Here is a 26,662-nt window from a genome sequence, read left to right as displayed (position 1 = left end):
TTTGACCATACATACATTAGGTGGCTTTGTTGAACCAGGGAAAACCTTGCTAAACATAGTGCCTGCCGATGAGGAACTGCTCATTGAGGCATTTTTTGCCAATGGTGATATTGGCTTTTTGGAACAAGGGCAGCGCGCTTATATTCGTTTTGATGCTTTTCCACCTAAGCGTTATGGTATTGTATATGCCACCGTCATCAATGTTGCGGCAAGTGCTAATCAAGAACAAAATAAAGAAACGTTTGGAACTTATTGAGTTTTACTAAAAATTGATCAAAACTTCATGAACATTTATGGACGTCGGTAGAATTTTATACAGGGCATGGCTGTTTCTTCCGATGTAATTACCTCAAAACGTCGTTTGATTTCTTAGTTTTTTGAACCAATAACAAAAATTATTGAACAAGCTTTAAGGGAAAGATAATGAACAATACGGAAGAGACAAACCAAGCTAGGATTGATCCTCTCACTTCATTGGGCGTGATGACGGCGCTTATGCTACATTCTCCCGTTCACCGCAACTGGTTGGTTTGGGATATTGAGCGAAATATAGGCCAATGTATTCGGTTAGGGCAAAGTAAGCTCTATACCAATGAAGAAGGGAATTTTTGTGCCTTCCTCACTTGAGCTTTTTTAGATGAAGACAATCCTCAATCCATGTTGAAAACCGGTGATGTACTTCCTGAGGCCAATATTCAAGACGGGAAATACCTTTGGATAATTGATTGTGTCGCGCCTTATAATTAATGATGTTACAAACATGTTTTTTCCTAGTTTCCATGAATGCGGCGTGGTGTTAGGAGCTAGCGGGCACTAGCAGACGCCGCCCTTATACTTCCACCAATTCGTTACGGGCTGGGCGCTAAATGTCACGCCCGTTTCCAGTGCATCAAAATGGGCCTTGCCGCATTTGATCTTTAGCATCTCTTTCAAACGTAAATCATATTCGCTCGTTGACCCCTTCGTTTCCAATACGAAGTAGAGCTTTTGCACGCCCTCACGCTCTAAAAACACCGCCCAATCGGGCGAGTAAGAGCCTATTGGCGTCGCAATCTTAAAACTGCGTGGCAATTTAAAAAATAGCCGCACTTCGGGGTCATTATCAAGGCTTTGAGCAAATTCTTTCTCAACGCTACTTTCATAGATCACATGATCATAAACGCTTTTACTCGTTTCTACAGCCGTGCGCTCTAAATCGGCGAGAAGTTCTTCACTGTCAAAGCACTCTTGCACGCTATATTCTTGGCCAGCCAGTTTTATATATCTGATGCCTTCGACTGATTGTGTCCGCCGTGCTATAGAGATGATCTCAATCGCTTTTTCACAGAAGGCATGAGGGTTTTTCAAGAAATCCACATGCCGCCCGCTCTTAGTTAAGATCTCAGCAAGCAGCGCGAATGTAAGGTCCGTTTTTGCAGCGAGCTCGTTTAAAATATCCGGCACGCTGCACTCTAGATTTGCGACTGTAATATTGCGAGAAGATTGTTGCGCCGCGTCCACGCCCTGGCTTTTAACATCCAGTTGCACGGTTGTTGTATTTATCGTTGGGGCAGAGATTTGCGGCATTTTGGCCAGTTGCTCAACAATGGCTTTCGACATGGCCGCTTGATCACATTGCACCCGATAGGTCGTCTTCTTATTGATTTTGTCCCACAGCGCCAGAAATTCCGGTGAGGCCACCACTTGCTTTTTAAGCTTCACTTTCACTTCACGCGCCGCATTGCGTATCGCCGGCATGGCTTGGCTTGCTTCTAAGGCTTGGATAAGCGCGTGTTGTTGCCCTTTGCTAAACCGCTCATCTAAATCGAGCGTGCCGGCTTGCAATTGTGCTTTGAGCGTATCGGTGATTTGCCCTTTAGCCGTCAGAAGCTCTTTCGAGCGCAAATCATCTATAAGCTCTTGCGCCTCTTGAGCAGATAGTTCTTTTTCTTCCTTAATGATTTTTGGGTAGCTGATCTCTTGCACGCTTTCAGCTTTAAGCGCCCCGTCTTTTTGTGCCTGCTCTTGCACTTTAGCAATAATTTCCTGACGGGCTTCGGGCGCTAATTCTGCTGGCAAGGCTTGCTGTAATTCCACCGCCAAATTTTGCAGCTTTTCTGCGCGAACTTGACCTTCTTCATCCAAGATCTCACGGTCAACCAACGTTTGTACCACTTTTTGCGCTGCTTCGGAGTCAACCTTTGCCGCGACATATTTCACCTCTTGATAGCTGCGCCCCACCAATTGCGCCATTTGCAATGTGCCGAACTTATAGCCAAGATCTACCTCCAGCTCTTTCTGCAATGTGCTAACAAATTCTGCAAAGCTTTCATTCACCATGACGTGCAACACATTGATATCTTTGTCTTCCACGCGTTCGCCTTGTTGGTTAACGCAAAGGCGCAAGCCGCGGCCAATCTTTTGCCGGGCAGTAAAGTTAGATTTTTGTTCAATCAGCATACAAACTTGAAACACATTCGGGTTATCCCATCCTTCACGCAAAGTCGAATGAGAGAAGATGAAACGCAAGGGGCATTCAAAGGATAATAGCCACTCCTTATCACGCATAATCGTGTTGTAAGTGTCATCATCCAATTGCGTATCACCTTTGGTATCCTTATAAACGCCTTTTTTATCCTGCGAGAAATAGCCACCATGCACAGTCTCCGCATTTTGCGCAAATTTGGCGCGTAAGATCGCATAACGCTCTTTCGCTATCAGCTCTTCATAGCATTCTTCAAACATGCGCTCATAAAGTGCTTTTTCCCCATCAAGGCTGCGATATTTTGCAACTTCATCAATAAAAAACAACGACAAAACTTTGATGCCTAAAGGGTAAAGACGCAATTCTTTATCGAGATGTGTCTCTATGGTGCGGTAAATTTGCGCGCGTTTGAGCTGTGTTTTGTTGATATCCCCTATGGCTTGGCCAAATGTGACCATTTCTGTATTGGAGAATTCCACCGCCTCATCGCCTGTCATGCAATTAATGCCCGAAACAACATAGCCCTTGTAAAGCTCGCGCCCGCCAGTGACAAGGAAGAGATCATCCCCTGGCTTTACCGTCATGGTTTTGCGGCTGACCGCGCCCTCTTTGCTGGCAACATCTAGCTCTATCTTTGCCTTAAAGCCCCGCTCATTCGAAACAGATTTTAGCGCAATATAGGGTCGGTTAAAATCTTGTTCGATTTGATTAGAAGAAACACAAATCTGCTTCACCAACCCTTTTTGATAAGCATCGACGGGGGTTAAGCGATAAAGCAAATTCACCTCTTCTCTGTGCGTAGCGCTATAACGCAATACGCAAAGCGGGTTAAGGCTGGCAATCGCTTCTTTTGCCTTTGGCGTATTATCCACCGATTGCGGCTCATCTATAATGACAACTGGATTCGTGTCTTGGATATAGCGTATGGCTGCTTCACCATTCAGCCTATCATGCGGCAGGTTGATGATGTTTTCGGCTTTTTTGAAGGCGTCAATATTGATGATCATAATTTCAATATTGGTTGAGCTAGCAAATTGGCAAATTTGTACCAGATCTTTAGAGTTATAAATAAAATAACGATAAGGGAGGTTATTAAAAACGGAATTAAAGTGCTCTTTGGTTACGTCGAGAGATTTATATACCCCTTCACGGATGGCGACGCTGGGCACGACAATGATGAATTTGGTAAAGCCATATAGCTGGTTGAGCTTAAGAATCGTCTTGGTATAGACATAGGTTTTTCCTGTGCCTGTTTCCATTTCAATGGAAAAGTGCCTTTTCCCCAATTCTTTACTGGAAAAAAGCCTATTGCTCTGCTGTACCGCGCGCAAATTGGCTAATAACGCTTCATCATCTAGCAATAATTGATTGCCATAGCCGGACCTGTTGAGTTTGAGTTTACCTTCGCCAACAGGTAGAGGGAAGGAAGAACCAAACATTTGGTTACCGCGAAACAAATCTGTGACGCTTTTTACGGCTTCATTTTGAAATTCTTGGTTCTTAAATTTAAGTTTCATGAAGCACCGCCTATTTAAATTCTAATAAAGTCGATTTCATTATCGCGCAAAATATACAAGCAATTGGCGAGATCATTGGAATCTCTGAATGCACCGTCCAACAAAATAACTTTGACTGGAAGAAGCTTAACGATCTCTTGTGCATCTCGCGCTTCAAAGGGCGGCTCAATAGCGATAACTACCAAAATATCATCTTCATCTTTCCCAAGATAATAGAATTTTTTGCCATTAATCTGTAAAGCAAATATTTTCAGATCCAGCGTCCAGCCGTTTTTGAGCATCAGCTCGAAGATCGCATCTTGACGAGAGCGATCTGGGTGAAGACCTTTAATCCTATCCTTAAACCGCAATAGCAATTGTTCTTCAGAATCGGGGTCGTCAGGATTTATCGGGCTATCGTCCCATATAGGGAAGTTGGAACTGTCGAGTTCAAATACGCGAAAGCCGGTGTCGAGAGGCGTCGCGCGTGTTTGCAAAGCAGTTTTATGCTCTTCTTGAATTTGCTTCCCCGCGCGACGCAAGCGCTCCATGCCAATGTCGCATATGGTTTTATAGCCAGCCTTATAGGCTTCAGTCTTTTCATCGCAGAGTTCGGGCAATTGCACCATGATGAATTTACGATTGCCACCGTCGGCCGCGTTGAGTGCCATAACAGCGTGCGCCGTGGTGGCAGAGCCAGAGAAAAAGTCAAGAATGATGTCGTTATCGCTGGTGCTACTTTCTAGTAGAACTTTTATTGCATCTGGATTTTTTGCAAAATCAAAGACCCCCTTAAAATCCTCTATTGGCTTAGAGGCAAAATGATCTAACCAATTTGTATTTCGCAAAATATGTGCTGTAGGCGGTACCCAATGCTCAACGCCCATATTTTTCCCCTTGCCAGACGGATTTCTTCGTATAAATTTTTTAGTACAGCCAGTATTTTTCCAATATTCTTCCAGCGAAATAGAAGAATGATTTTCTAGATAATCGTCATAATTCGCAACCGCTTCATCTGCTTTTTCTTTAGCCCATTTCCATTGTCCATCTCTTGGCGTGAACCCAAGAACATCGTAGCGCATAGTTGGTCGATCAGCATTATTCCAGAAACCTTTCCAGTATCCTGCAGTCTGCCGCTGCTCACTCGCTTCCCGGTACACAGGATTGAATTTGAATTTTCTGGATTTAACATAACAAAGAATGTACTCAAAACCCGTATTAAAGCTAACTAATCCATCTTGAATGAATTGGTTATTAATATTTTTATCATAGCGTTTAAGGATAAAAACATTTCTAAAATTCTCCTCGCCAAACACTTCATCACAGAGTTTGCGCAGATTATGCACCTCATGATCATCAATCGAGATAAAAATCACACCATCATCACGCAACAAGCTTTGCGCCAATCTTAAACGCGGATACATCATATTCAACCACGCCGTGTGGAATCGGCCCATGGTCTCGGGGTTGGATTTTGTCGTCTGGCTGGTGATCTCCTTATAGCGGGCAAGCGGGTCCTTGAAGTCATCATGATAGACGAACTCCTTACCCGTATTATAAGGCGGGTCGATATAGATCATCTTCACTTTATTGAAGTAGGAACGCTGCAAAAGCTTCATCACTTCTAGATTGTCGCCCTTGATATAGACATTATGTGTGTTTTCAAAGTCGACGCTTTCTGCGGGCTTTGGTCGCAAGGTCGCCAAAGAAGGCTTTTGCGCTAAGCGCAACGCTTCGACCTTTCCCTTCCACTCGAATTTAAACTTCTCGAAATCATTGTCGATATATTCGCCACATAGATTCAGCAGCCTATCTATATCCAGCTTGCCTTCAGAAAAACATTGCGGGAAAGCAGCTTTTAGGCGTTCCATATCGCGCACCGCTACATCTTCTGATCTACCGTCAAGCTCGCTTAGCTCTCCTAAGTCCTTCATCTATGCTATCCCTCTCACATTAATGATAAAATGCCTAAAAATTCTAACTCTAGGCGTTTGCTGCTGCAGTTTAGCCAATTCTGCTGCTTCTTCAAGTTCTAGCTGCCATTTCTCATGCGCTACCTCTCTCTATTTTTTCTTCTAGTGCTTTGGCGAGAAGTTTATGCTTTCGCAATTGGCGAAGCTCGTTGATAGAAGGGCTTTGGTACGAGTCGATAGCTTTCCTTTCTGCAACAAGCTCTTTCTCTACGGCCATTATAGAACGGTCTAATTCTTTTCTTTTCTTACTATAGTGAACGTGGACGGCGTCTGTGGCTTCAGCCGTGCCCCGTTGGGTTTCTTGTTGGTAGGTTTTGATAAGTGCTTCGGTTGGCACAAATTGATCTAACTTTTCCTCCGCCAGCTAAATTGTGTTTTTTACAAATCGTGGCGCGGGCTCGTCTTGTTGCACGCTTTGCACTATGGGAAGTTTGAAGATTTTTTCGCAAGTTTGGTGATCTAAAACTTCGCCACTTTGTCTTTGACCGGTAAGAATATAATATTCTGCAGAATCTGCGTTCGGGCTAGAAATTTCAACGCAATAATAACCGATTGTGCAAGGCTCTATGGCTTCATTCACGATAAGCTCGCCATGGTCAGAGCAGGCCATATTCAATAAAATGCCTTTCACGAGGGGATTAAGCAGGGTTATTCTTTGGCTTGCGGGCTTAAAATCGGGCCGTAGACCATAGAGTTTTTTGCCTTTATAAAGGCGGCTGCGCGCACCAGAATAATAATAAAACAGTGATGGCGGCTCATCTCCTTCATATCTTATGGTTTGGCTATCTTCATCAATTTTATAATCGCTAAGCGTAGCAAACCAGCTTTTGACAACATGCCAGAGATGTTCCTGAATGTTTTGCGCTTGTTCCTGGATATATTGCGGCGTAATGGTGGCATTTTCTGCCACTTTTTGGGTGAAGCTGGTGAAGAGAAGCGCCTCTGCTTCTTCTATAATCTTCGTGTTCGTGTCCTCATTGACTGAAAGGTTTTCGCGGAAGGCTTGCTTAATTTCTTCCTCTCCACGAAGTGGGGCTGCGATCTCCCCGGGGTAAGAGATAAATTGGCCCAATATTTCGTCTGAACGGCCGAAAATACTGTCAAACTGTAAAGTGCGCTTGTTGATGAGCTCTAAGGTGCGCACATCATCGATATTTTTCTGACACATAAAATTCACGACAATAACATTGCGCATTTGCCCTTGGCGACGGCTTATTCTTTGCTCTAAATCCACCGCATCATATAAGAGGTCATAATTTATGACAAAAGAGCAAAATTGCAGGTTAAGCCCCTTTGCTGCGTCGCCATGTGCTGGCAAAATACCGCTTTCGGCAGAACGGAATTTTTGCGCATAATCTTGCTCTTGGCTGGTGATGATAGGGTAGTTTTCGCTTAAATGTTGCGCGAGTAAGGCAAGCGCGGTTACATTATCAACAAAAACCAGCGCTTTTTGCGCATAGCCAAGTTTCGTGCTTCAGTAAATTGTCTTTCTAAAAGCAGTTTTAGATTGTCCGACTTGCCATTATGCTGGCAATTTTTATCAATTCTTACAATGATGAGAGATGCGCCTTTTCTTTTGGCTCATCAATACGTGCTAGAGCTTTACAATGGTTCGGTGAATGGCTTGGGGGCAAGAAGCCAAAATATGATAGAGCATTAAAGTCAGATCATATAAATCAATTTTAGGGCAGGCTTGCTTGTCAGGACAAGCGAGATAGACCGCAAGCTTGTCATAAATTTCTTGCTCTTTTTGGCTTAGCTCATAGGTCAGCATGAAGGCTAAACGCCTGGTGAAATTTACATAATTTGTGACTTGCTTTTTAAGGGTGCGGAAGGCAAATTGCGAGACCCACTCTGAAAGCTCGGGATAGTTTTCGGACTTGCGAAAATAGCGCTTATAAAAGTGATCTGCATCCGGCAAAACGCTTTCATCGATAAAATGGATAAGCCCATAAATATCCATGATGCTCATAGTGATGGGCGTCGGCGTCAGCAACAGCTTAAACGCGCCTTGGCAGGCTATCTTCAAAGTGCTGGTGATTTTATTCTCGAGCTTGGCAAGAATATTCGCTTCCTCGAAAATCACCGGGTCCCATATATTCTGACTTATCGTCTCGTGCTGTTTTAGCGCGTGTTGATAGGTCGTGATAATTAAGCCAGCTTCAGTGGGCAAATTCTGTCCACCTTCCCAAATATGGTAAGGCAAGGGCAGGGCGTTTTCTAATATTTCTCGCCACTGAAAGAGCAAATTGGCGGGCAAAATAAGCAATTGCCGCTCATAGCCATGGAAGAATTTTTGCGCGGCGACCAAAAGCGCTTCATAGGTCTTACCAAGCGAGCCTTCATCGCATAAAATCGCGCCTTTGCGGCTTGGTATTTGTAGAGCAAATTGCGCAGCGGCGATTTGGTAAGGGTAGATTTCCATATTGGCCGCAGAGAAAACCGGGGCAAAATCACTTTGCGAATAAGACAAAAGTTCACATGTCTTAATCATGAAACGGTTTATTTTGCACTTTCCCCCCTTGCATCGAACCAACAGTTCTATCCTATACAGAAAAAACTATATGGTAAACTGATCTTGAAGGGAGTTAGAAGTATTAAAATATGGCCCAACGCGTTTTTAGGTTAGTTTGCGCTTAAGGCAAAAGCGTTGTGCATCAAACTTTTTGCTTTGGCGCTTGCATTGCATTACTTTCTTCTTTTGGGGACGCGCTGTTTGGTTTGTAGGAGGCCAGCATCTTGTAGGTGGCGACCGAGCGGGTCTGCCCCGGCGAGTAGTAACAGATCTTCTTCCAGCCGCAAACAAAAAAGGACGCTCGCATAGACCCCCATGGAGATACCCGGATTGCCCTTTTCAACCTTACTCAAAGTCGCGCGACTAATACCAGCGCGCTCTGCTAACATCACTGCCGTGATTTTCTGCCTTAGGCGCGCCAATTTGATATTTTCGCCGAGTTTAGCCTGGCGATCGCGCTGAGGCTTTTAAAGATTTTGCCCTCATAAGCATAACCGCCTTGAACCGCCACAACGACATGGGGCACGCCCTTATATTCTCGTAAGAGTTCGGTACCAATAACGGGGCGGGCGAGTTTTCTCTGTGCTTTTGGTGGTATCTGCTTGTTGCGAAGAAAGTCTAATGTCTCAGCCTTGAGCCCACCATAAACAAGCTTTTGCATGTGATAAGAGAGTTTAAAAACAAGTGTGGCTTTGTTGCGCGAGGTCGGTTCTTCATTGAACGAGCTCTGCCAGAGCTGTTTCAGCTCAACCATTGGCTTGTGCTTTAGCACTACTAGTTCGTGTTCTAGGTCTTGGCTTATGCTTGCTTGTGTGTTTTGCTGCAATTGTCGTCCCCCTTTAGCCCTATTTGGCGTCTACGTTCTATGAATGCTTCGATATTGGGCACTAGCAAGCAGAAAAGCGCTTTTACTGCCCATATTCTTTGGCTTTTCACTAGTCTGAACGTTTGGCAAAAAGCGACGAAGCTTGGTGCGACTAAAGTTCGAGTAGAGATAAAAAAGGAAGGACGTTGCGTGAAAAACCAAAGAAATTCAACGGGTTGATTGTTTTTTGAAAGAGCAAAAAGAGAAGGTTTTTGCTTATTCGAGTGCTAGGCATTTGAGCCTATAAAATACTCAAAAAGCCATCAGGCTAAGTGGCTGGATTTTATAGACTTTTTAACTGAAGGTCGGATTGAGAAAGCCTCCGCTGTTTGAGACTCTTGGGCCTATTTTGGATAAATTGTCTCTAAAATTGCACAAATTAGAGCGACCTTTGTGCACGCTCTTTTGCGCTACGGATATGAAAAACCGCCGCAATGCTGGGCTTTCGGGGCCTATGGGCGTGATAAAAATCTACGCAAAAACAAGAATGAGAAAGTTGAGGGGAAAATAAATGGTACTGCAGGCGTTACATCGATTCGAACGTTCTATTATCTTTCTTTACGACATAGAGAGAAAATGCCCTCAATCTTCCGTAACTTCTGTTCTAGCAACTCAAGGCTACATCTATAGAAACGACACCGTCACCTAAATGTGTTAACGAAAAAACATACTAAAGGACTACCTTATAATTGTCTGATTTATGGAAAAAATAAGGACGAAAAAGAGTGTCTCCCTCAAACTATTTACCACATGCCTGTACTTTCCAGACGCGGATCTTCCAATAAAAATAAAATTCCTAAAAGTTGTTTATGAGACCACTCCTCGAAAATTGTATAGTAATCGCAAAAAATTTATCATATTTTCCTTATTTATAAAGAAAAATCTAGTCACAATATTCACCATAAATACGATAAATGTCTTTATACACTTGGTGAAGATATATCTATGCTAAATAACTTACTAGAAAAGCATATAGATAGACGAGAAGATGATATAGCTATAATCATAACAAGAAATATAAATTTTTCTAAAATATACGAAATATTAGCAGCTTATCCGAAAAATAAACTTTATCATATTTCAATTTATCTCAACCACGACCCTTTAAGTTTTTCAGAAGACACTAGCAATATCCCCAAAGAAGTTTATCTTTATCGAAAGAAGATACAGTTTATTTTTGCAAAATATGTGACTTCTAAGGATACAGAGTATCAGAAAAATTTAAAAACTCATTCTGACATATTTAAACCGTATGATGCAATATGTTTTTTAGATATAGAAGATATACGTTTCTTTAACTGTCGTACTTTTCATGATGTTGAGAAAAAAATACCTAGCACAGAATTTAGATCGATATTGTTAGCCAGAAGATCCTTACGTAACGAGTTCGCGCAGATTGATGTTCCTGATAGAATACACGCAAAAAAATGGATTTGTAATTACATTAAATCGCCAACGCTGCGAAATAAACGAATAACCTTTGACCCGTATACTTACAAATACGGGAAAGGCAATGATGAAGTCATCTTCTATATACATGGTGGTGGTTTAGTCTATTATGATAACGATATTTATGATACACTTGCTTCTCGCATAAGCGCTTTTTTAAAGCTACCGGTTTTTTTAATGGGGTATAAGAAAGCTCCTGAAAACGATGCTTGCGTGCTTTTAACTGATTTAATTAATCGAATCACTTCACATTCCCACGCTTATGAGAAAATATGGCTATTTGGAGACAGCATAGGCGGATTGATTGCACTTTATATAGCAACGAACATTTTGTATAAAAAAACAAGTTGCGTTACACTATTTTACCCCGTCTTATCGACTGATCATTATTTCCCTTCTTACGAATTATTTGGAAAACATTATTTACTTGACAGTGCTATGATGCGGTGGTTCTATACATTATATAGACCTTATTTCAGAAAAAAGGGCTTTAATCCTATGGAACTACCTGAAGATTTTTGTAAGAGCGTAATAGTTGACCTCTTTTACTCCAGGTATGATGTTTTGGCGCATGAGGCAGCTTTATTCTCAGAAACTTGGAAAGGAGCTGGAGTCCACAAATCCTTTGCTTTGCCACATGACTTCTGCTTGTATCACACTAGCCTTCAAGATGCCCAGGCTGCTTTTCAAGATATTATTCAGTCAATTAATAAGTCAAGGAGCTTACAAAATGAATGTTGATCAAATCCAATACTACACTAAAAATTTTCTTACGAAATAGATTCTGCCGATCTATACGATAAATTAAATGAAGCGGACAATAGCAATATCGTAGTTATTGATACGCGATCTAAAGAAGCTTTTGTACAAGAGCATATCCCAACCGCATTAAATCTACACCATAAAGCTATGTGCCATAATAATACTACTGACTTAGATAAAACTAAGATTTATGTTTGTTATTGCGATGGTATAGGCTGTAATGCTTCCACTAAAGGGGCTTTAAAAATGCTCACTTTAGGTTTCCAGGTTCTAGAGTTAATAGGTGGTATCACATGGTGGAAAAAAGATGGTTATGAAACCCATGGGACAAAAGAGCAAACTGCTCGCTTAACCCATTGTGACTGTTAACGCCTCTGCAAAAAATATTGGTAGCTAAGGGGGAAAGTGTGAAGCCATCTGTAGTAATCGTTGGTGCGGGTATAGCGGATTGTGCGTGCGCTATCCTCTTAGCTCAACGAGGTTTTGAGGTTAGATTATTAGATCATCGTATTGCTTCAAATTCTTATAAAACATTATGTACGCATTTCATACAACCGTTTACCAATGATATTCTTCATGAGTTAAGGCTATCTCATTTATTGACGTCGGCGTACAGCATTGCCCACTAAGGTAATGTTTTTTGTTGCGAACACTATAATTGATCTTGACGGTGGTTATACAGATGATGAGGTATTTGCCTACGCGCATAATATTGAACGCCGTATTTTTGACCACGAGTTACGTCTAGAAGGTAAAAAAGCTGGCGTTAAAGTGCATATGGGTCAAAGTTTACGTGCTTTTTCTTTTGAAAATCAACGCTTTTACCTGCAAACCCGTAAGGGCGATAAAAATGAGAATTTCTCGTGTGATTATATGATTGCGGCTGATGGCAGACATTCAACTGTAGCAGGGTTGCTGGGAGCAAAAGCTCAAATAGATCAAAATGATAGAGCTACCTATTTTTGTTATGTTCAAAATTTAAAAGCACCGCATCCCCATCGATCCCTGTTCGCACTGAGTGACAATAAAATGTCTTTCTTGTACCCACAGCGCAACGGCACGCATTTATTATCGCATTATTTTGACAAAACTTTATTGTCAAATGTAAAAAAAACTTCCTTAATATCAATCCCTTATTCAAGGAATGGCAGACTTAATTCCTAGCGTCAACTTTAGCAATTCTACACTAGCAAGCCCAATTTATGGTTATAAAAAATATGATAATCAACGACGGGCGCCTGTCATTGACAACATTCCATTTATTGGGGACGCCGCACTATGCCTGGATCCTATGAGTGGCGTCGGGTGTTCGTTTGCTCTTAAATCAGCAAAAATCTTTGCAGACTTAATGATTTGAACTCCAGAAAATCGCGACTTGATAAACGAAAATTACCAAAAAAACCATACTCACTTTTTTGACTCTCATGCACGTGGAATAATTGCAGACTCAAAAATAAAGAACAACGACAAACAAAATTTCCAACTGTATCATCTGATTCAGAATAACAGTGAAGTAAAAAAAGCATACTTAGCATTAACAGCACGCTTAATAAGCCCAAATGCTTTCCAGAAAACTGTTTTCACCTCTAGAATCAACGGAAGCGAAAAAAGAGTAAAGGAGGCTCCATGGGCAAATCTTGGCTTACTACACTACCTATAAATATATATTGTCTTTGCACTGCAGTAGCAGCAATGTGGATTTCGTTTACGTTTACAAACGTGAGTGGATTTACCATCACCTTTGTGTCATTTACGGTGGCGGCTATCATTTTTATATCGTGTCAATTCATCAAAGATAGAAATATATTCCGGCTAATGAAGATACACCCGAAGTTTATTGCTATCATTAACATCTTGACTTTAATTAGCTGGCTTTTCGCATTCTTATCATTATATAATATCGAACCATCTATAGATGGTGCTATTTTTCAAGGCTCTTTACCAGTCGGCGTTTTAGTTTTTGAACTTATAGCACGTTCTACTAAATTTTTTAGCTTACGATCCTTATCTATCTTATTCATCGCACTATGCTTAGTGGGATTGACACTATCCAGATTACTGACTGGCAGCGATCTACTGACCTACCAGCCCCAACAACTATACCTTGGTATTTTACTGGCAGCCATCGGAGGTTTCTCTGGCGGTTTGTATGCGTTTATATCTGGACGTTTCCATCAAAAATTCAAAGCAACTACATTAGAAATATTATCAAATCGTTTCTTTTTACTGATAATTCTAACAGCCATACTGGGAACAGCCATACTGGGGTATGGAGATCTTATAAAAATTCTCTCGATTGAAGCAGGGCGCACTATTAAACTGTTATTTTTAGCACTCGTCTCGGTAGTCCTCCCCATATTTGCTCTACAGATGTCAATCGAAAAATTAGGAGCTGCTAAAGTATCCATAATCACCCCCTTCATTCCTGCACTTGTTTTTAGTAATGGAACAATACGTAGCTGGTTGGCCTTCACTATGGGTGCCTTTCTTTATTCTATTAACCTGCCTTTCCTTATTTCTCGCGAATTATTGGCTAACAAAAAGTAGTTAGCTCTTTTTTATAAACATGCCGCCTTTACCGCGATACGTTTAGTAAGCGATAAAGGTGCGCATATTTTTAATTTAGTAAGCCATTATTACTTGTCGCTCCCTGCTTTACAGAAATCATGATTAGACCCTACATCTCGTTAAAGCTTAACCTGCGGAGCTGCTCCTGCGATTACCCAATCTCCTGTGATAATCCTGAAAACTGAGCCGCCTAAACCATCAAGTGCAAGCATCCCCGGAAGATGTATAAAGCGGCTAACCGCACAGGGAAATGACGAACAAAACCCAAAGCTTCAGAAACTTTCAAGTAATTATAAATTCAAACTACCAATTTCTCACGAATAGAACGGCAAAGCCTAAGAACAAGTTTGAAACACCGAATAACCAGAAAGAAGATAAGCCAATGCTTCATCCACAACTATAATATTCCATATAGATAAATACAAATTATACACTTTAAACCATTATAAATAGTACTCTATAGAGATCCTTCTAAAGACATTCTTTTGTAATAGATGATTTAATTATCCTTTAAGAACAAAGTATAATTAAATAATTTATAATCATAATAATATGATAAAATTAATTGATATTATATATGATTTAGATGACCACGCCATTTACGACATTATACAGTAAACTTCATAGTATTATCGAAATATATCCTATCTTTATAGATGAATTAATAGCAACCTATCACTACAATAAATTATTTATTTTCAATAATTGTACAACGAAGAATAAATACAACATAATCTATTTATTGTTTCTTCTTTAACTTAGTGTAATATGAATCTATATATGCTTTTCACCAATCATCTCGCGTTCAGATTGCGCAAAGCTAAAGAGAATATTCATGGTAAAGCGACCAGTGGAATCCTTGGTGTTTAAAAATTGCGTCACCGAAACAAAGCCTACATTATGCGCATCAAACAGACCAATCATTTGCGCAAAATCGGTTAAAGAGCGTGATAAACGGTCAATCTTATAAGCCACGACAACATCAATCTTATTTGCCTCTGTATCTGCAAACAAAGCTTGGAGCGCGGGTCGATCCATAGTACCACCACTAAACCCACCATCATCATAATGCGTTGGTATAAGTTGCCAACCTTCATGATAATGAGACTTAATATAGTTCTCGCCCGCCTCTCTTTGCGCATCAAGCGAGTTAAACTCTTGCTCTAAGCCTTCTTCGGTAGATTTACGTGTATATATCGCACAACGTATAAGTTTCGGCGCTATTTTACGCGTTTTATCACTCCATACATCTTTCTTGACTGCCACTGATTACCCCCGTTTTGCAAGACCAAAAAATAAATAGCCATTCCAAGTGGTGCCGGTAATATGTTTTGCAATTGCGTTCAGGCTTTTATAAATCTGGCCTTCATAATTATAACCATTTTGAACAACGGTCACGCGATGGATCTGGCCTAGATATTCGCGCCGCAATTGGGTGCCAACCACGGACTGTTTCCGTTTGCTTGCCCTTGGCTTTTTAGCTGGCTGCACAGCACGCAAAAATTCAAGCGTCTGTGGCCTTAAGCCACCATACTTTATTTCTTGCATGCGATAAGCGAGCTTCATAGCTAGTGTTGCTTTATTGCGTCCAGGCACATCTTCGTTAAAATAAGCGCGCCATAAGGTTTTAAGCTCCAGCATCGACGCACCTTTTAAACTCTCTAACTTCTGTTCTAATTCTGTACAACTCATGTCTAATCCTCTTATCACATGAATGCTCTATTCGCAGACTTAGTCCAGCGAATAGTGCGTTGTGCTAAAATCAGAAAAGGAACCCAATCAGGACTAAAACTAACCAGCGCTTAAAGCAAAAAACTATGCTTTTCACACTTATTAAAGCATTATGGACTGGTTACTCATTTAAATTCTAGAGACCCTGATGTCATGATGGCGCAAGATATGCAGGCAACTGGCAAGCTCATTCGCATCTCTAAATGCGCCTTCCAGCGCAATGACTTCAATGGGAAGGTGTTTCACCATTTCTTCGGCATCCTCTGGTTCAAGGGGCGGATCTATGGCGATAATTACCAGCACATCCCCTTCTGCCTTGCCGATATAGTAAAAATTCTTGCCATTGATCGGTAAAGAGAAAATCTTTAAATCCAACGGCCAGCCATATTTAAGCAAGATCTCAAAGATAATATCAGCATGAGAGCGCTCTGGGTTGACCCCTTTCAGCTCCTCCTTAAAGCGCAGCATCAATTGTTCTTTCGCATCGGGCGCGTTCGGGTCTATCGGGCTGTCGTCCCATATGGAAAAGTTGAAACTATCTAGCTCTAGCACCCGAAAGCCCGCATCAAAGGATGTTTCACGCATTAATAAATCCGTTTTGTCTTTTCTTGAATTTGCGCACCCGCGCGGCGAATGCGCTCTATGCCTATCTCGCATATGTTTTTATAGCCTGCTTTATAGGCTTCAGACTTCTCATCACAGACTTCAGGCAATTGCACCATGATGAATTTGCAGTTTGCCACCATCTTGCGCGTTTAGCTCCATCACCGCATGCGTCGTGGTGCTGGAACCTGCAAAAAAGTCGAGAATGATATCGTTCTCTTGCACATTGGCAATGGTCAACAACCGCTGCAACAGACGTAAAGTTTTAGGCCCGTCAAAAACAGTACGTTCCATAAGCGCGGTAACCTCTTGCGCGCCTTCTTGGCTATGGCCAACCTCCTTATAAAATAAGAGAGACGTCACCGCCATACCATCAAATTTTAATTCGCTTAGAAAACGTTTTAAAGACGGTACATTATCACCATTAGGCCCGAACCAAATACGCTTATCGGCAATAGCTTGCAAAAATGCTTGCTCTGAAAATCTCCAACACCGTCCCGCCGGTGGGTTAACCACACGGCCAGAAGGAGTTTTAACAGGATAATCATAAGCAGCACTGTAGGTCTTTACTGAAAGATCAGACGACTTCCACGGCCCGCGTGGGTCATTGTCAGGGTTTTTATAGCGGCTATTTGCCTCTTCTGTGCGTGGAAGGCGGCCAATGGTAAAAACGCTAATATATTTCGCATACATCCAAATATAATCGTGACTTTTCGAAACATAGCGCGCATCATTTTTCGGCGCATAGGCCCGCTCCCACACCAATTGCGCGACAAAATTCTCCTCGCCAAACACCTCATCACAGCCTTTGCGCAAATTATGCACTTCATGGTCATCAATTGAAATAAATATGACCCCGTCATCACGCAAAAGCGTCTGTGCCAAACGCAAACGCGGATAGATCATATTCAACCAAGCCGTGTGAAACCGCCCCATTGTCTCAGGGTTGGATTTCGTGGTCTGCTTGGTTATTTCCTTATATCTTGCCAACGGGTCTTTAAAATCATCCCCCGTATTATAGGGCGGGTCAATATAGATTATCTTCACCCGCTATTTGATTCATATTGGCGCTTCCCCTTAACGCTTAGTATAAAATCATAAAATGCTTTATTTCCGCAGTAATTACAAGCTTACTATAGAATAACAAATACTTAAGGAGAGTTACAGCGATTGTTCCCAGCGAAGGTCTTATGTTTGTATCACACCGCCCACCCACGAGATGCACGCCAACTAAAAAAATAAGCGATTTTATAAGATCTTGAAAAATAAGGATAAATTTAGCATAGACCTTTTTAACAAAGTCTCCGCTAAATGAGACACTTTTGGCATTTTTGGCAAAAAACGAGAAAAATCGCGCGCACAAGGTCTCTGCTCTGTGACGGCCCACACGCAAAAAAGGCCGAGAACCGCGGCTTTTTACAGCCTGACGAAAGGCCAAAAATGAGACTGAGAAAAGTTGGAACAAGATAAATGGTACTGTGTGTGATACATCAATGCGAACATTCTCATTTTTTGAGGTGAAAAATTTCTGTCGTGCATCTTTAAAAATGCGTTGGTATTTTAGTTCTGCGTCATATTGCACTAACTGCGAGAGAATAAGCTCCTGCGCACTCACTACGATTAGAAAAATAAGCTCGTATTATCTCTAAAATTTGGTCTAAGTTTGCATATTTCTAGCCCATCGGAACCAAACTGCTCCGACAAGCCCGCCGACAATGCCCATAAAGAGTGACAAAGCTGTAATGACAGCACCAACACCATAGATCCCGGTAAAAACGGTAACGAGAAGCCCTGCCAATGGCTGTGACAAATTATTCAACATGACAACAAGGCCGGTCGTCTTGCCAAGATCTTGTGGCGGGATAATGCGCTGACGCATGGTTCGAATGAAAATGTTGAACATTTTGTCAAAGCCGATAACAAGGATAAAACCGACAACATAAAGGCTGGTGCTGGAAGCAAGACCCGTGATCATGCCACCTAGAAAAATCATTAAATAGGAAGTAAGACCAAGTGTCTTTAGTGATAAAGAACTATGTGCAATGGCAAACAGAATAAGAACGGTAGCAACTGCACCTATAGTTTGGAGAACAGCATAATAGGTTTCTGATTCACCATGAATACCCGTAACCATTGCTGCTGAAGTCGCGAGCGTTACCCCAATGATGAGGTTGACCGCAGCAGCAAGAAGGACGACCTTTAATAAATCTGGCGATCTCACAATATGCTGCAAAGCAGTGACCATGGGCAACATCCAATTTCCTGTTGGCTTTTGTGATTCTGCCAAAGTCGGTTGGACAAATCGCTGCCAAACAAGGATTGTGCCATCTGCGGCAAGAAAAAGCAAAGTCGTTGACACCACAACATATTCCCAAGGCCAGAATTTGAGAAGGGCAGCGGCAACAAGGGGGCCAAGCACCATACCCAACTGATCGGCAATTTGCGTATAAGAAGCGACTTTCTCAAAACGATGACCGGAAAAAACCTGCGGCAACATCACTTCTCTGGACATGAGCCCTTGGGTAGTCAAAACCCCACAGATAGACGAGATTGCGATCAGCCAACCGATCCCCCCGAATAATGTAAACCCAACCATGCCACAAAAACAAACAATGGCCCGATAAAGTTGGCTTACCCGCAGCAATTTCAGGGGTGACATGCGATCACAAAAAGCCCCGCAGATTGGAAAAGAGAGATATCGCGGCAAAGTTTCAAAGAAAAAAACCGCCCCTGACCAAGCCACACTGCCCGTCAATTGAAAGACAACCAAGGGCACTAGGAACAAAAGAATTTGATCCGCCAATCTTGAAAGAAAGAGAGAATAGAAAAATGCTTGATGCTTTAGTCCCATAGGGCCGCCCTCTTGCCACGAATAGATCAGTATGAAGATCCAGTTTCACCGTTAAGATTGTGACGCTCATTACCAGTCAGTGGAGGATTAAAAACGCTCACCAGTACCAAATCTTCATTTTTCCCGCCGCGCAAATAATGCTCGTCATGTTGATCTAGTACATAAATATCACCAGGTCGAATAGAATATATATTGCCTCGCATGTCCTCAACTTCGCCTTCACCGGCGATACAATAGCACGCTTCTAGAGGGTTATGATACTGTAGTTTGGATACTGTCCCCGCCCGCACAACTGTGTGGCAAACAGTGAAGCCCATGCCGTCATCCTTTGTTAGCAGACGATGGCTTGTGCCATTTCCCCAGTCTACATATTTATCTGTATTTTCTATATCTTTTATATTTCTAATAAACATGATACCTCCTTAGATTATGTGTAATTAGTAGCCATTTTTAAATCGTCTCTAAAATTATAGCGATTAACTCTATCACACCGTGAAAGGGCGTAGATGGATCACGCCCACCCCCTAAGACGCTTGATTCAATCAGATCTTGCTCACCATCAAGTGTGCTTGAAATAAAGGGGATAAGCGTGAATTTATCTCCAGCAGGAACGACACCAAAGCTTGGTTCAAATCCAAGCAAAAGCCGTGTATTCCAACCATATGCACGTGCCATTGCCAAACTCCTATTTTAGAAAAGTTATTATAGAGAAGCGGGATTTATCTCTCGATTACTCTAAAGGGCTTAGAGTTGAATAAAATAAAAAACTCGGCACAAAGCCGCCTTGATGATTGGTGCACCTTCAATCGCCTCAATGCTAAATTGCGGGCTGCCAATAGAGACAAAATCCACAAGCCCCTCTAAGGTTGGTTTGCTCCCAAGAGAGTGGCTGAGGGCGACAAGTAATTGGTCTAAAGCATGTTGGTCTTCTCTCGTATCTTGCACGAAAAGTTCAACCTCACTTTGGCGCCGGTAATGATAAAGTGGCGGGGAGAGGGTCATTTCAGGCTCGCCTACAGAACCATCGCACAGAATGATAAGTCCTCCTCTGGGAATAGACGCCGGTAAAGCTTCATTACGTAAAATCAGCAAATCTTCTCGGTCTTGCGAAGGATTATATTTGGACATTTTAAGCGCAGTTTTCAGATGTGAAAAGAGAGCCTCAAGGGCTCTCTCGCGTTTGGATAGCATTTCATCCTCAATTCTAAAAGGCTAATGGTGTCGCAAACTTCTAGTTTAGTTAATGTTAAAAGGTAGCTTTGACATGTGTAACTTATTGTGTTACACTGGAGAGCTATAACGGAGGATTTACTTGGTGCTTAAAAGCTTCAACCACAAAGAACTAAAATCTTTATGGACGCAAAGCAGAAGTAAGATAGATGCAAAAATGCATAAACGGATTTTGCGTCGCTTGACCGTGTTGGATGAAGCCATAACTATTAAAGACCTTAATTTACCTGGTTTTGATTTCCATGCCCTACATGGTTTTAATCCTACGCGTTACACTATCCATGTGAACGGCCCGTGGTGTATAACCTTCGAGTTTCATGATGGGCATGCTTACAATCTTAACTTCGAGCAATATCATTAGCGCCTTATAGAATGGAGGGAAAAGCAGATGACGGAACTAATTGAAAAAGACTCTTCTCGCCCGCCTTGTCACCCTGGAGAGATTTTGAAAGACATTTTTGATGATTTAGATTACACCAAAAAAGAAATCGCCCAATCTCTTATGGTGTCTCGCCAGCATTTGCACGGCGTGTTGGAAGGAAAACGCCCCGTGACTGCTGATTTTGCCGCTCGTTTAGGAAAGTTTCTAGGCAATGGGCCTGGCCTTTGGTTACGCATTCAAGCGGCCTATGACACTTGGCATGCTCTCCAAAATATTGATGTGTCTCATATTCCCACCTTAGACGTTGCGTCTGTGCATTAATAAGCCGAGCTAAAGTAACAGTCTTGCAAATGAGATTAAGCCACTAAGCCGAAGCTCATCTCTTGCTTAATAGCGACAAAGTTTTAATGTGGCGAAAGCCAAAAGTAGGAGCGCTCAGACCTCCGCCTTCGTTGTCAGATTAAACGCTCTTATCTGGCCAATGGTTTAAAATTAGCTGCGGCAACCTCTTATGCCATTCTTTAGCCTCTTGTGTAAAATGAAGGCGTTTTTTTGTCTCACTTGACGAACGACCCAAAACATGATCACTGTTGTGAGCTTATTGCCGGTTTTTTACTCTTCTCTCCCGCTTTAAGCGAAAGACAAAGCGCAAAGGCTCATAGCGACCCATTAGAAAGTTAGCCGGACTGATGCGCTTGCCGCCAGTGCCGCGCTTTGGTGCATTGGGCGTTGGTATAGCGAGCCAAAGGCCACCTCTAGCTCTTATTAATGCGCCATTTTCAAAGCCTTCGAGAATATGGCTGGCTTTGGTATAAACAAGCCCTGCCGCACGCAACGAACTCTGTCTTTTAGGAAAAACTTCCGCACGCCAGCTATTGGCCAGACGCTGACCAAAGCCTGCGCTTATCATTTCGCGACGCATTGCCATTTTTAACCCTTGGCTAGCCTCGCTAATGCCAAAAGTCACCGCTTTTCACCTCAATCCAATTCTTGAAATAAAAGGGTTTGAAGATTACCCTCAAGAGCTGCTTTCAATTCTGTAGGCATTGATTTTTAAGATAGCTCCTGCATAATCGCGAATAGGCTCCCCTTGAACCTTATAGTGAGCGTCGTTCAAAAGAATGAAAGACAAGGTGACATAGCTTGGGACGATATCCGAGCGGACCTTAAATAGGTCACAATGGGAAAATATATCACTTTCATATAGGTCAGACACCTTATCCTGTTGTTGATGAATAATAAGAGTTTGGATGCTCATTTGATTGCTAAAAATAAGCGTGCCATTTTGACCAAAATGAGCAAAAATACTGGAGAGCATGCGTCCAATATTCTTTTTAAATGGCATAAAATTACCCATAAAGCTTTCTTAACGAACCTTTGCGCAAAGGCAGGCGTTAGGACGATAGGGAACGATTAACGGAGCTGATTGTAAAAGTAACCAGCGCACGGCAGGGTCTTCCTCAGCCCAAGATTTCACAAAATAACGCTGTGCTTGATAAGAAGCCTTTTCATCCGAAATGGCACCGTAGCAGCGCGCTCCTTCCAGCTGAGTCCGGCTAGCAACGATGACCGTATAGTCAGGCAGGATCTTTTGCAGCTGATCATTTTCATCAACATAGCGATCATTGTAAATCAAATATCCAGATCACCCATCGTTCCGACAAATCGCGCTAGATCATTGCCATTACCTTGAGCCATAGGGCCAAGAGCAAGATCAGTGGGGCTAGCGTTGCGCCGAATGTCCAAGAGTTTTTCTACCATTGGATCGCTTTTAAATAAGCGCCAAGCCAAAGTGTCCATGATTACTGTACGTGCCACAGCGCCAGAACTTTCTTGGATTTTACCGACCCAATCTTCAAGATCGTTTAAAGCCTTGGCTCCTTCTTCTCCCCATTTTTTATTGCCCGTAAGTGAAAATATGAGGCTTGGATCGCGACCAAAATCAATAATCACTGTCGGATAATCTTCTCCTGAGACGGTGATTTTTCCCGTTAATAAAGCGCTCGCTGCCATAACTTCTTCACGTCTGATTAAATTTTCGAGCTGCTTAGATAAGGCACGGCTTAAATTGGCCTCTATGCGTTGCATTGGCGCAAGGGAGCCGCCTATTTTCTCTCCAATAGACCGCTTTAAGGGTTTTGAGGGATCAAAGCGTCGTTTATCCTTGGCATAAGCGGGTTTGAAGCTTTTGGCCGTATAACCTTCATCATTGACAACACGTCCCGCGACTAACGGCGAAACAAAGGGGGTCAAACGTGGCCTGGATTTATCAATATCGAAGTAAATTTCTTCACTGGCTTCGGTTTGTTCCGTGCCAAAAAACATGTCAAGCAAAAAAGAACTGGGTCGTTCTAAATGCTCAACAACTTTTGTCAAAATATGGGTGCTGAAAATATCTATTGACATGAGGCCTCACTATTGTTGATTTTGGCGCAGAAAAATAGATTTCAAACGCAAGCTCATACGTAAACTCTCGATAGAGTGACCGCTCCCAAAGCTCAAAGCGCTTTCATTAAATTCACCGATAAGATAGACAATGCCTTGCTGTTCGCCGGTTTTCTTTTCTAGGGGAGCTGCGAGAATAGCATCAAGCAGTTGTGATCCATCTTTGGCCTCTGCCTCACTTAAAACATATTTTCCGCTGGCTTCAATGCAGCCAAGAACAGCTCCCTCTGTAAGTTCCTGCTTGGAGATAATTGTCACCATGCGTTTGATGCGCGGAAACTCGCCGGCGATCAAATGAGAAAGTTCGATGAAACCTTGATTAATAAATCCTTGTGCATGAGTCATCCCTATCTCCTCCTTACGCATATCTGGCAATGCGCGCAGCGATCGCTTCAATACCTACAGATTCCTCGCCAGTATTAGGGCCAATTTGCGGATTTTTAATCGACCCCATGATCCGTTCAAAAGAGTTAATCTCTGGCTTTTGTGATGAGATTTGCCCACCGCTCTCAACGAGAGCCCCTTCTTGCATACTGGCTTTTTGCAAGGCTGCTGCTTCTTCTTGCTTGGGTAGCTTTTTAAGTAAACTCTCAGCCTCTGTAGGCATCATTTTGGTATTTAATGCGAGCTATAAGGCTAAAGGCAGGCGACCAATGGCCGTATCTGAATTTAAAATTTGCCCAAAGCGGTTGTGCGCTATTTGTGCACCTTCTTCACGCAGAATCTCTACCCATTCGGGGTGCTGCTTTTTTAGGCTTTCAAAATCCATGATTTGTTTTTCCTCTCTTATTTGTTGCGCTTTTATGCACTGTGAAGCGGGCTGGCTCAAAGCATGCGAAACTTTCTCTGTCTCAAAAAAGGCGCCTCGGACTTTGGTATTAAGATCCTGTACAAGACCATCTAGAGCCCCTAAGCGGTCGGCGAGGCCAGCGCGAAGCGCATCGGCGCCAATAAAGACGTCGGCGCCGCCATAATGCTCCAGGACCATCTCACGGGTGACAGAGCGATTGCGCGCCACAGTTCCCACAAAAACTTCTGCAACAGCATCAATACGTTGTTGCAGTTTTAAAAAACCTTCTTCATTACTGGGGTCGAGTCTCTTGTTAGGGGAACAAGAAGAGATAATCTCAATTAAAGGGTCCTTCCTATCAGCGTTGTTTTGACTGGGGTAAATGCCAACAACGCCAATAGATCCTAAAGCAGAAGTTTTGCTGACAACAATCTCGTCGCAGGCTGAAGCAATCCAATAAGCACCAGATGCAGCGTCTCCTGAAGCATAGGCAATTAGAGACTTTTGACCGCGCACATGATAGATAGCGTGCAAGTTCACTCACCCCATTTACCTCACCACCAGGCGAGTCTATGTTGAAAATTACGGCTTGGACGCTTGGGTCATTAAGAGCGCGTTTAAAGCCCCTGGTAATCAATTCATAGCTAGAGGCAGCGCTAATAGCGCTGAAGATATTAGCATAGCGAAATAACGGCCCAATTACAGGAATGATGGCAACGCCATGAGCTGAACTGGCTTTATAGTGAGCTTTAAATTGCTTGCTTAATTGGGCGGCAACAACTTCGAGGCTTTTGTTCTCCGACAAAGAAATTGACAAAATATTTTGCATATAGCTTGGACTTATGGCCCAATTGCCATCACTTATATAGCGTCCTATTCGCATCATTTTCCTCGCCTAACTCACTTAATGTTTTTAAAATATTATTGGCATCATTGATGGAGAGATCATATTCCATGATCTTCGCTTTTTCGCGGGTAAGTTGCTCTAAAACTTCTTCCCAGTCCAAACCTTGTGCCGCGCATTCTTCTTCAAGGGTAGAAAGGCCGATTTGCATTCGCATTTGTGCTGCTTTCGCTTCTTTGACAGGATCAACCCAGCCGCGGCCAGGGCCAATCCATTTTGAGCGTAGCCAGGCCGCCTTGTTTTCGTAAAAATCAGACGCCTCAATCTGACCCTTATTGACAGCTTCTTCTACCAGCGACCGCCATATCAATCTGTACTTCATCAGTGATCACAACCACGCGCCTTACAAGGAGTTTGACCAGCTCATGCGCCTCTTGTGGTTTTAAGCTTTGCCAAAAGCGTTCAAATTCTTTTAGGGCTTCGTGCGCAAGGGCCAAGGCTGTGTTCTTACTGCTACCTGCTTTTTGCTGGAGATAAGTGCCCACTTGACTAACCAGCTCTGGGCTTTGAATAAAGGCCTTGATCTGCCCCACAACCAGCGCATCCAATTCCCCCGCAGGAATGGGGCCCATCTTGCAGGCGGCGGCCCCAAAATGTATCTGCTTGGTTGGTTTATAATAGGTATAAATACAGTTCTTCTTACGCGTATAAACTGCTGTCAGTGCGCTCTGACAACAACCACACTGCACAAGGCCGCGCAATAAGGCCGGCGCTTTGTTTTGAGCCTCGTTCGAGCGTTTAATACAAGCTTTGCCTAAAATGGCGTGTGCTTCATCCCATAGGGTTTGCTCAATAATTGCCTCATGCTGCCCGGCATAAACTTCGCCCTTATGTTGGATTTAGCCAAGGTAGAGGCGATTACTTAAAATGCGATAGAGCGTTTGGCGGTCAAAGGGCCTGCCGCCTGTTTTAATACCAGTTTTGCCAATGCGTATTTTGGTGCGGTAACCAGCGCGGTTCAGCCAGTCCAGCAGAGCAGTGACTGACTTTAACCGCACAAAGCGAACAAATATCTCCTGCACCAAAGCCGCTTCATCAGGCTTGATCACGAGTTGGCGCGCTTCCACCCTATAGCCAAGCGGCACACTGCCTCCCATAAACATTCCCCGCCGTTTAGAGGCCACAAATTTATCGCGTATCCGCTCACCAATCATCTCTCGTTCAAATTGCGTAAAGCTGAAGAGGATATTCATGGTTAGACGGCCCGTGGAATCCTTGGTGTTTAAAAATTGCGTTACCGAAACAAAGCTGACATTATGCGCATCAAACAGCCCAATCATCTGCGCAAAATCGGTTAGAGAGCGATAGGTGGTCAATCTTATAAACCACCACCACATCAATTTTATTTGCCTTTATATCCTCCAAAAGTGAGCACAAGGCTGGACGCTCCATATTACCTCCGCTAAACCCGCCATCATCATAATGTGTTGGGATAAGCTGCCAACCTTCATGGCAATGCGCCTTCACAAAGCTCTCGCCCGCTTCTCTTTGTGCATTAAGCAAGTTAAACTCTTGCTCTAGGCCTTCTTCAGTGGATTTGCGGGTGTAAATGGCGCAGCGTATTGGGTTGTTTGCTTGCTTCACTGATGGCCTTGTTGCCTTTCCCGCCCGTAAAGATTGGGTTCTTTCCATTG

General features: G+C 42.8%; 30 protein-coding genes and 4 pseudogenes. 9 read left to right on the top strand and 25 right to left on the bottom strand.

Translation table 11 applies throughout. The annotated features are described in order from the left end of the window. Position 1 precedes the first annotated feature (1 nt). Both ACK28X_RS11625 and ACK28X_RS11620 read left to right on the top strand, forming a co-directional pair. Complete coding sequence (locus tag ACK28X_RS11625; RefSeq protein WP_412059090.1) at positions 2-256, top strand: HlyD family efflux transporter periplasmic adaptor subunit; 255 nt, start codon at positions 2-4, stop codon at positions 254-256. Positions 257-423: 167 nt separating this feature from the next. Further along, complete coding sequence (locus tag ACK28X_RS11620; protein WP_412059089.1) at positions 424-627, top strand: toxin-activating lysine-acyltransferase; 204 nt, start codon at positions 424-426, stop codon at positions 625-627. 186 nt (positions 628-813) lie between these two features. Here the strand turns inward: ACK28X_RS11620 and ACK28X_RS11615 are convergent, their stop codons facing one another. From ACK28X_RS11615 to ACK28X_RS11585, 7 genes are all read right to left on the bottom strand, one after another. Next, complete coding sequence (locus tag ACK28X_RS11615; RefSeq protein WP_412059088.1) at positions 814-3,981, bottom strand: DEAD/DEAH box helicase family protein; 3,168 nt, start codon at positions 3,979-3,981, stop codon at positions 814-816. Positions 3,982-3,995: 14 nt separating this feature from the next. After that, complete coding sequence (locus tag ACK28X_RS11610; protein WP_412059087.1) at positions 3,996-5,894, bottom strand: site-specific DNA-methyltransferase; 1,899 nt, start codon at positions 5,892-5,894, stop codon at positions 3,996-3,998. Between the two features lie 112 nt (positions 5,895-6,006). Then, entirely contained in the window at positions 6,007-6,270 is a 264-nt protein-coding gene (locus tag ACK28X_RS11605) for a hypothetical protein (RefSeq protein ID WP_412059086.1), read from the bottom strand. Between the two features lie 27 nt (positions 6,271-6,297). Beyond that, positions 6,298-7,377 carry a hypothetical protein gene (locus ACK28X_RS11600; protein WP_412059143.1) on the bottom strand — a complete coding sequence of 360 codons (1,080 nt, stop codon included), beginning with the start codon at positions 7,375-7,377 and terminating at the stop codon, positions 6,298-6,300. Positions 7,378-7,527: 150 nt separating this feature from the next. Further along, a complete protein-coding gene (locus ACK28X_RS11595; protein WP_412059085.1) occupies positions 7,528-8,427 on the bottom strand; it encodes an SNF2-related protein in 900 nt (299 codons plus the stop codon). A gap of 194 nt (positions 8,428-8,621) precedes the next feature. After that, complete coding sequence (locus ACK28X_RS11590) at positions 8,622-8,876, bottom strand: helix-turn-helix domain-containing protein (protein ID WP_412059142.1); 255 nt, start codon at positions 8,874-8,876, stop codon at positions 8,622-8,624. Continuing rightward, positions 8,858-9,202 carry a DUF2924 domain-containing protein gene (locus ACK28X_RS11585; protein WP_412059084.1) on the bottom strand — a complete coding sequence of 115 codons (345 nt, stop codon included), beginning with the start codon at positions 9,200-9,202 and terminating at the stop codon, positions 8,858-8,860. Before ACK28X_RS11585 ends, ACK28X_RS11590 begins: the two co-directional genes overlap by 19 nt. Before the next feature lie 1,056 nt (positions 9,203-10,258). Here ACK28X_RS11585 and ACK28X_RS11580 point away from each other — a divergent pair. The 5 genes and pseudogenes from ACK28X_RS11580 (at position 10,259) to ACK28X_RS11560 (ending at position 14,071) form a co-directional block, all read left to right on the top strand. After that, the gene (locus ACK28X_RS11580; RefSeq protein ID WP_412059083.1) at positions 10,259-11,503 is read left to right on the top strand and encodes an alpha/beta hydrolase fold domain-containing protein; all 1,245 of its coding nucleotides are present in this window, start codon (positions 10,259-10,261) and stop codon (positions 11,501-11,503) included. Then, positions 11,493-11,893, top strand: a pseudogene (locus ACK28X_RS11575) (rhodanese-like domain-containing protein). Before ACK28X_RS11580 ends, ACK28X_RS11575 begins: the two are co-directional and overlap by 11 nt. A gap of 38 nt (positions 11,894-11,931) precedes the next feature. Continuing rightward, the gene (locus tag ACK28X_RS11570; protein ID WP_412059082.1) at positions 11,932-12,153 is read left to right on the top strand and encodes an NAD(P)-binding protein; all 222 of its coding nucleotides are present in this window, start codon (positions 11,932-11,934) and stop codon (positions 12,151-12,153) included. A 4-nt stretch (positions 12,154-12,157) separates the two neighbouring features. After that, entirely contained in the window at positions 12,158-12,688 is a 531-nt protein-coding gene (locus ACK28X_RS11565; protein ID WP_412059081.1) for an NAD(P)/FAD-dependent oxidoreductase, read from the top strand. 462 nt (positions 12,689-13,150) lie between these two features. Continuing rightward, positions 13,151-14,071, top strand: a complete 921-nt coding sequence (locus ACK28X_RS11560; protein WP_412059080.1) for a hypothetical protein — start codon at positions 13,151-13,153, stop codon at positions 14,069-14,071. 804 nt (positions 14,072-14,875) lie between these two features. On the opposite strand, the pseudogene ACK28X_RS11555 reads toward ACK28X_RS11560, so the two are convergent. The 7 genes and pseudogenes from ACK28X_RS11555 to ACK28X_RS11525 form a co-directional block, all read right to left on the bottom strand. Next, positions 14,876-15,358, bottom strand: a pseudogene (locus ACK28X_RS11555) (recombinase family protein); the annotation flags it as partial. A 3-nt stretch (positions 15,359-15,361) separates the two neighbouring features. Beyond that, entirely contained in the window at positions 15,362-15,784 is a 423-nt protein-coding gene (locus tag ACK28X_RS11550) for a DUF2924 domain-containing protein (protein WP_412059079.1), read from the bottom strand. 566 nt (positions 15,785-16,350) lie between these two features. Further along, a pseudogene (locus ACK28X_RS11545) lies at positions 16,351-17,476 on the bottom strand (site-specific DNA-methyltransferase); the annotation flags it as partial. Positions 17,477-18,083: 607 nt separating this feature from the next. Continuing rightward, positions 18,084-19,277, bottom strand: coding sequence for an MFS transporter (locus ACK28X_RS11540; protein WP_412059078.1), 1,194 nt, complete (start codon positions 19,275-19,277; stop codon positions 18,084-18,086). A gap of 26 nt (positions 19,278-19,303) precedes the next feature. Next, positions 19,304-19,690: an ectoine synthase gene (locus ACK28X_RS11535; RefSeq protein ID WP_412059077.1), complete on the bottom strand. Its 387-nt coding sequence runs from the start codon at positions 19,688-19,690 to the stop codon at positions 19,304-19,306. A gap of 37 nt (positions 19,691-19,727) precedes the next feature. Continuing rightward, positions 19,728-19,952, bottom strand: a complete 225-nt coding sequence (locus ACK28X_RS11530) for a phage tail tube protein (protein ID WP_412059076.1) — start codon at positions 19,950-19,952, stop codon at positions 19,728-19,730. Between the two features lie 69 nt (positions 19,953-20,021). Further along, positions 20,022-20,405, bottom strand: a complete 384-nt coding sequence (locus ACK28X_RS11525; RefSeq protein ID WP_412059075.1) for a hypothetical protein — start codon at positions 20,403-20,405, stop codon at positions 20,022-20,024. Between the two features lie 187 nt (positions 20,406-20,592). Between ACK28X_RS11525 and ACK28X_RS11520 the strand changes: the two genes are divergently transcribed. Continuing rightward, positions 20,593-20,868: a type II toxin-antitoxin system RelE/ParE family toxin gene (locus ACK28X_RS11520; protein WP_412059141.1), complete on the top strand. Its 276-nt coding sequence runs from the start codon at positions 20,593-20,595 to the stop codon at positions 20,866-20,868. A 27-nt stretch (positions 20,869-20,895) separates the two neighbouring features. Continuing rightward, complete coding sequence (locus tag ACK28X_RS11515; RefSeq protein WP_412059074.1) at positions 20,896-21,210, top strand: HigA family addiction module antitoxin; 315 nt, start codon at positions 20,896-20,898, stop codon at positions 21,208-21,210. 277 nt (positions 21,211-21,487) lie between these two features. Here ACK28X_RS11515 and ACK28X_RS11510 read toward each other — a convergent pair whose 3' ends face one another. The 11 genes and pseudogenes from ACK28X_RS11510 to ACK28X_RS11460 all read right to left on the bottom strand — a co-directional run. Further along, complete coding sequence (locus ACK28X_RS11510) at positions 21,488-21,856, bottom strand: DUF6441 family protein (protein WP_412059073.1); 369 nt, start codon at positions 21,854-21,856, stop codon at positions 21,488-21,490. 51 nt (positions 21,857-21,907) lie between these two features. Beyond that, the gene (locus tag ACK28X_RS11505) at positions 21,908-22,234 is read right to left on the bottom strand and encodes a hypothetical protein (protein WP_412059072.1); all 327 of its coding nucleotides are present in this window, start codon (positions 22,232-22,234) and stop codon (positions 21,908-21,910) included. A gap of 21 nt (positions 22,235-22,255) precedes the next feature. After that, on the bottom strand, positions 22,256-22,525 hold the full coding sequence (locus tag ACK28X_RS11500; protein WP_412059071.1) for a major capsid protein: 270 nt from the start codon (positions 22,523-22,525) through the stop codon (positions 22,256-22,258). Then, positions 22,522-23,295: a major capsid protein gene (locus ACK28X_RS11495; protein WP_412059070.1), complete on the bottom strand. Its 774-nt coding sequence runs from the start codon at positions 23,293-23,295 to the stop codon at positions 22,522-22,524. Before ACK28X_RS11495 ends, ACK28X_RS11500 begins: the two co-directional genes overlap by 4 nt. Positions 23,296-23,304: 9 nt before the next feature. Further along, the gene (locus tag ACK28X_RS11490) at positions 23,305-23,679 is read right to left on the bottom strand and encodes a head decoration protein (protein ID WP_412059069.1); all 375 of its coding nucleotides are present in this window, start codon (positions 23,677-23,679) and stop codon (positions 23,305-23,307) included. 13 nt (positions 23,680-23,692) lie between these two features. Next, entirely contained in the window at positions 23,693-23,944 is a 252-nt protein-coding gene (locus ACK28X_RS11485) for a hypothetical protein (protein WP_412059068.1), read from the bottom strand. An 18-nt stretch (positions 23,945-23,962) separates the two neighbouring features. Further along, a complete protein-coding gene (locus ACK28X_RS11480) occupies positions 23,963-24,658 on the bottom strand; it encodes a S49 family peptidase (RefSeq protein ID WP_412059067.1) in 696 nt (231 codons plus the stop codon). A 323-nt stretch (positions 24,659-24,981) separates the two neighbouring features. Next, positions 24,982-25,350, bottom strand: coding sequence for a hypothetical protein (locus ACK28X_RS11475; protein ID WP_412059066.1), 369 nt, complete (start codon positions 25,348-25,350; stop codon positions 24,982-24,984). Continuing rightward, positions 25,301-25,729 carry a zinc ribbon domain-containing protein gene (locus ACK28X_RS11470; protein ID WP_412059065.1) on the bottom strand — a complete coding sequence of 143 codons (429 nt, stop codon included), beginning with the start codon at positions 25,727-25,729 and terminating at the stop codon, positions 25,301-25,303. Before ACK28X_RS11470 ends, ACK28X_RS11475 begins: the two co-directional genes overlap by 50 nt. A 138-nt stretch (positions 25,730-25,867) precedes the next feature. Beyond that, entirely contained in the window at positions 25,868-26,125 is a 258-nt protein-coding gene (locus ACK28X_RS11465) for a recombinase family protein (RefSeq protein WP_412059140.1), read from the bottom strand. A gap of 66 nt (positions 26,126-26,191) precedes the next feature. Beyond that, positions 26,192-26,660 (bottom strand): annotated as a pseudogene (locus tag ACK28X_RS11460) (recombinase family protein); the annotation flags it as partial. Between the last annotated feature and the right edge of the window lie 2 nt (positions 26,661-26,662).

This window comes from Bartonella sp. DGB2 (assembly GCF_046843095.1).
Classification (GTDB): domain Bacteria; phylum Pseudomonadota; class Alphaproteobacteria; order Rhizobiales; family Rhizobiaceae; genus Bartonella.
The sequence above is the reverse complement of the archived record's forward strand: the minus strand, read 5'-3'. Positions and strand labels throughout refer to the sequence as shown.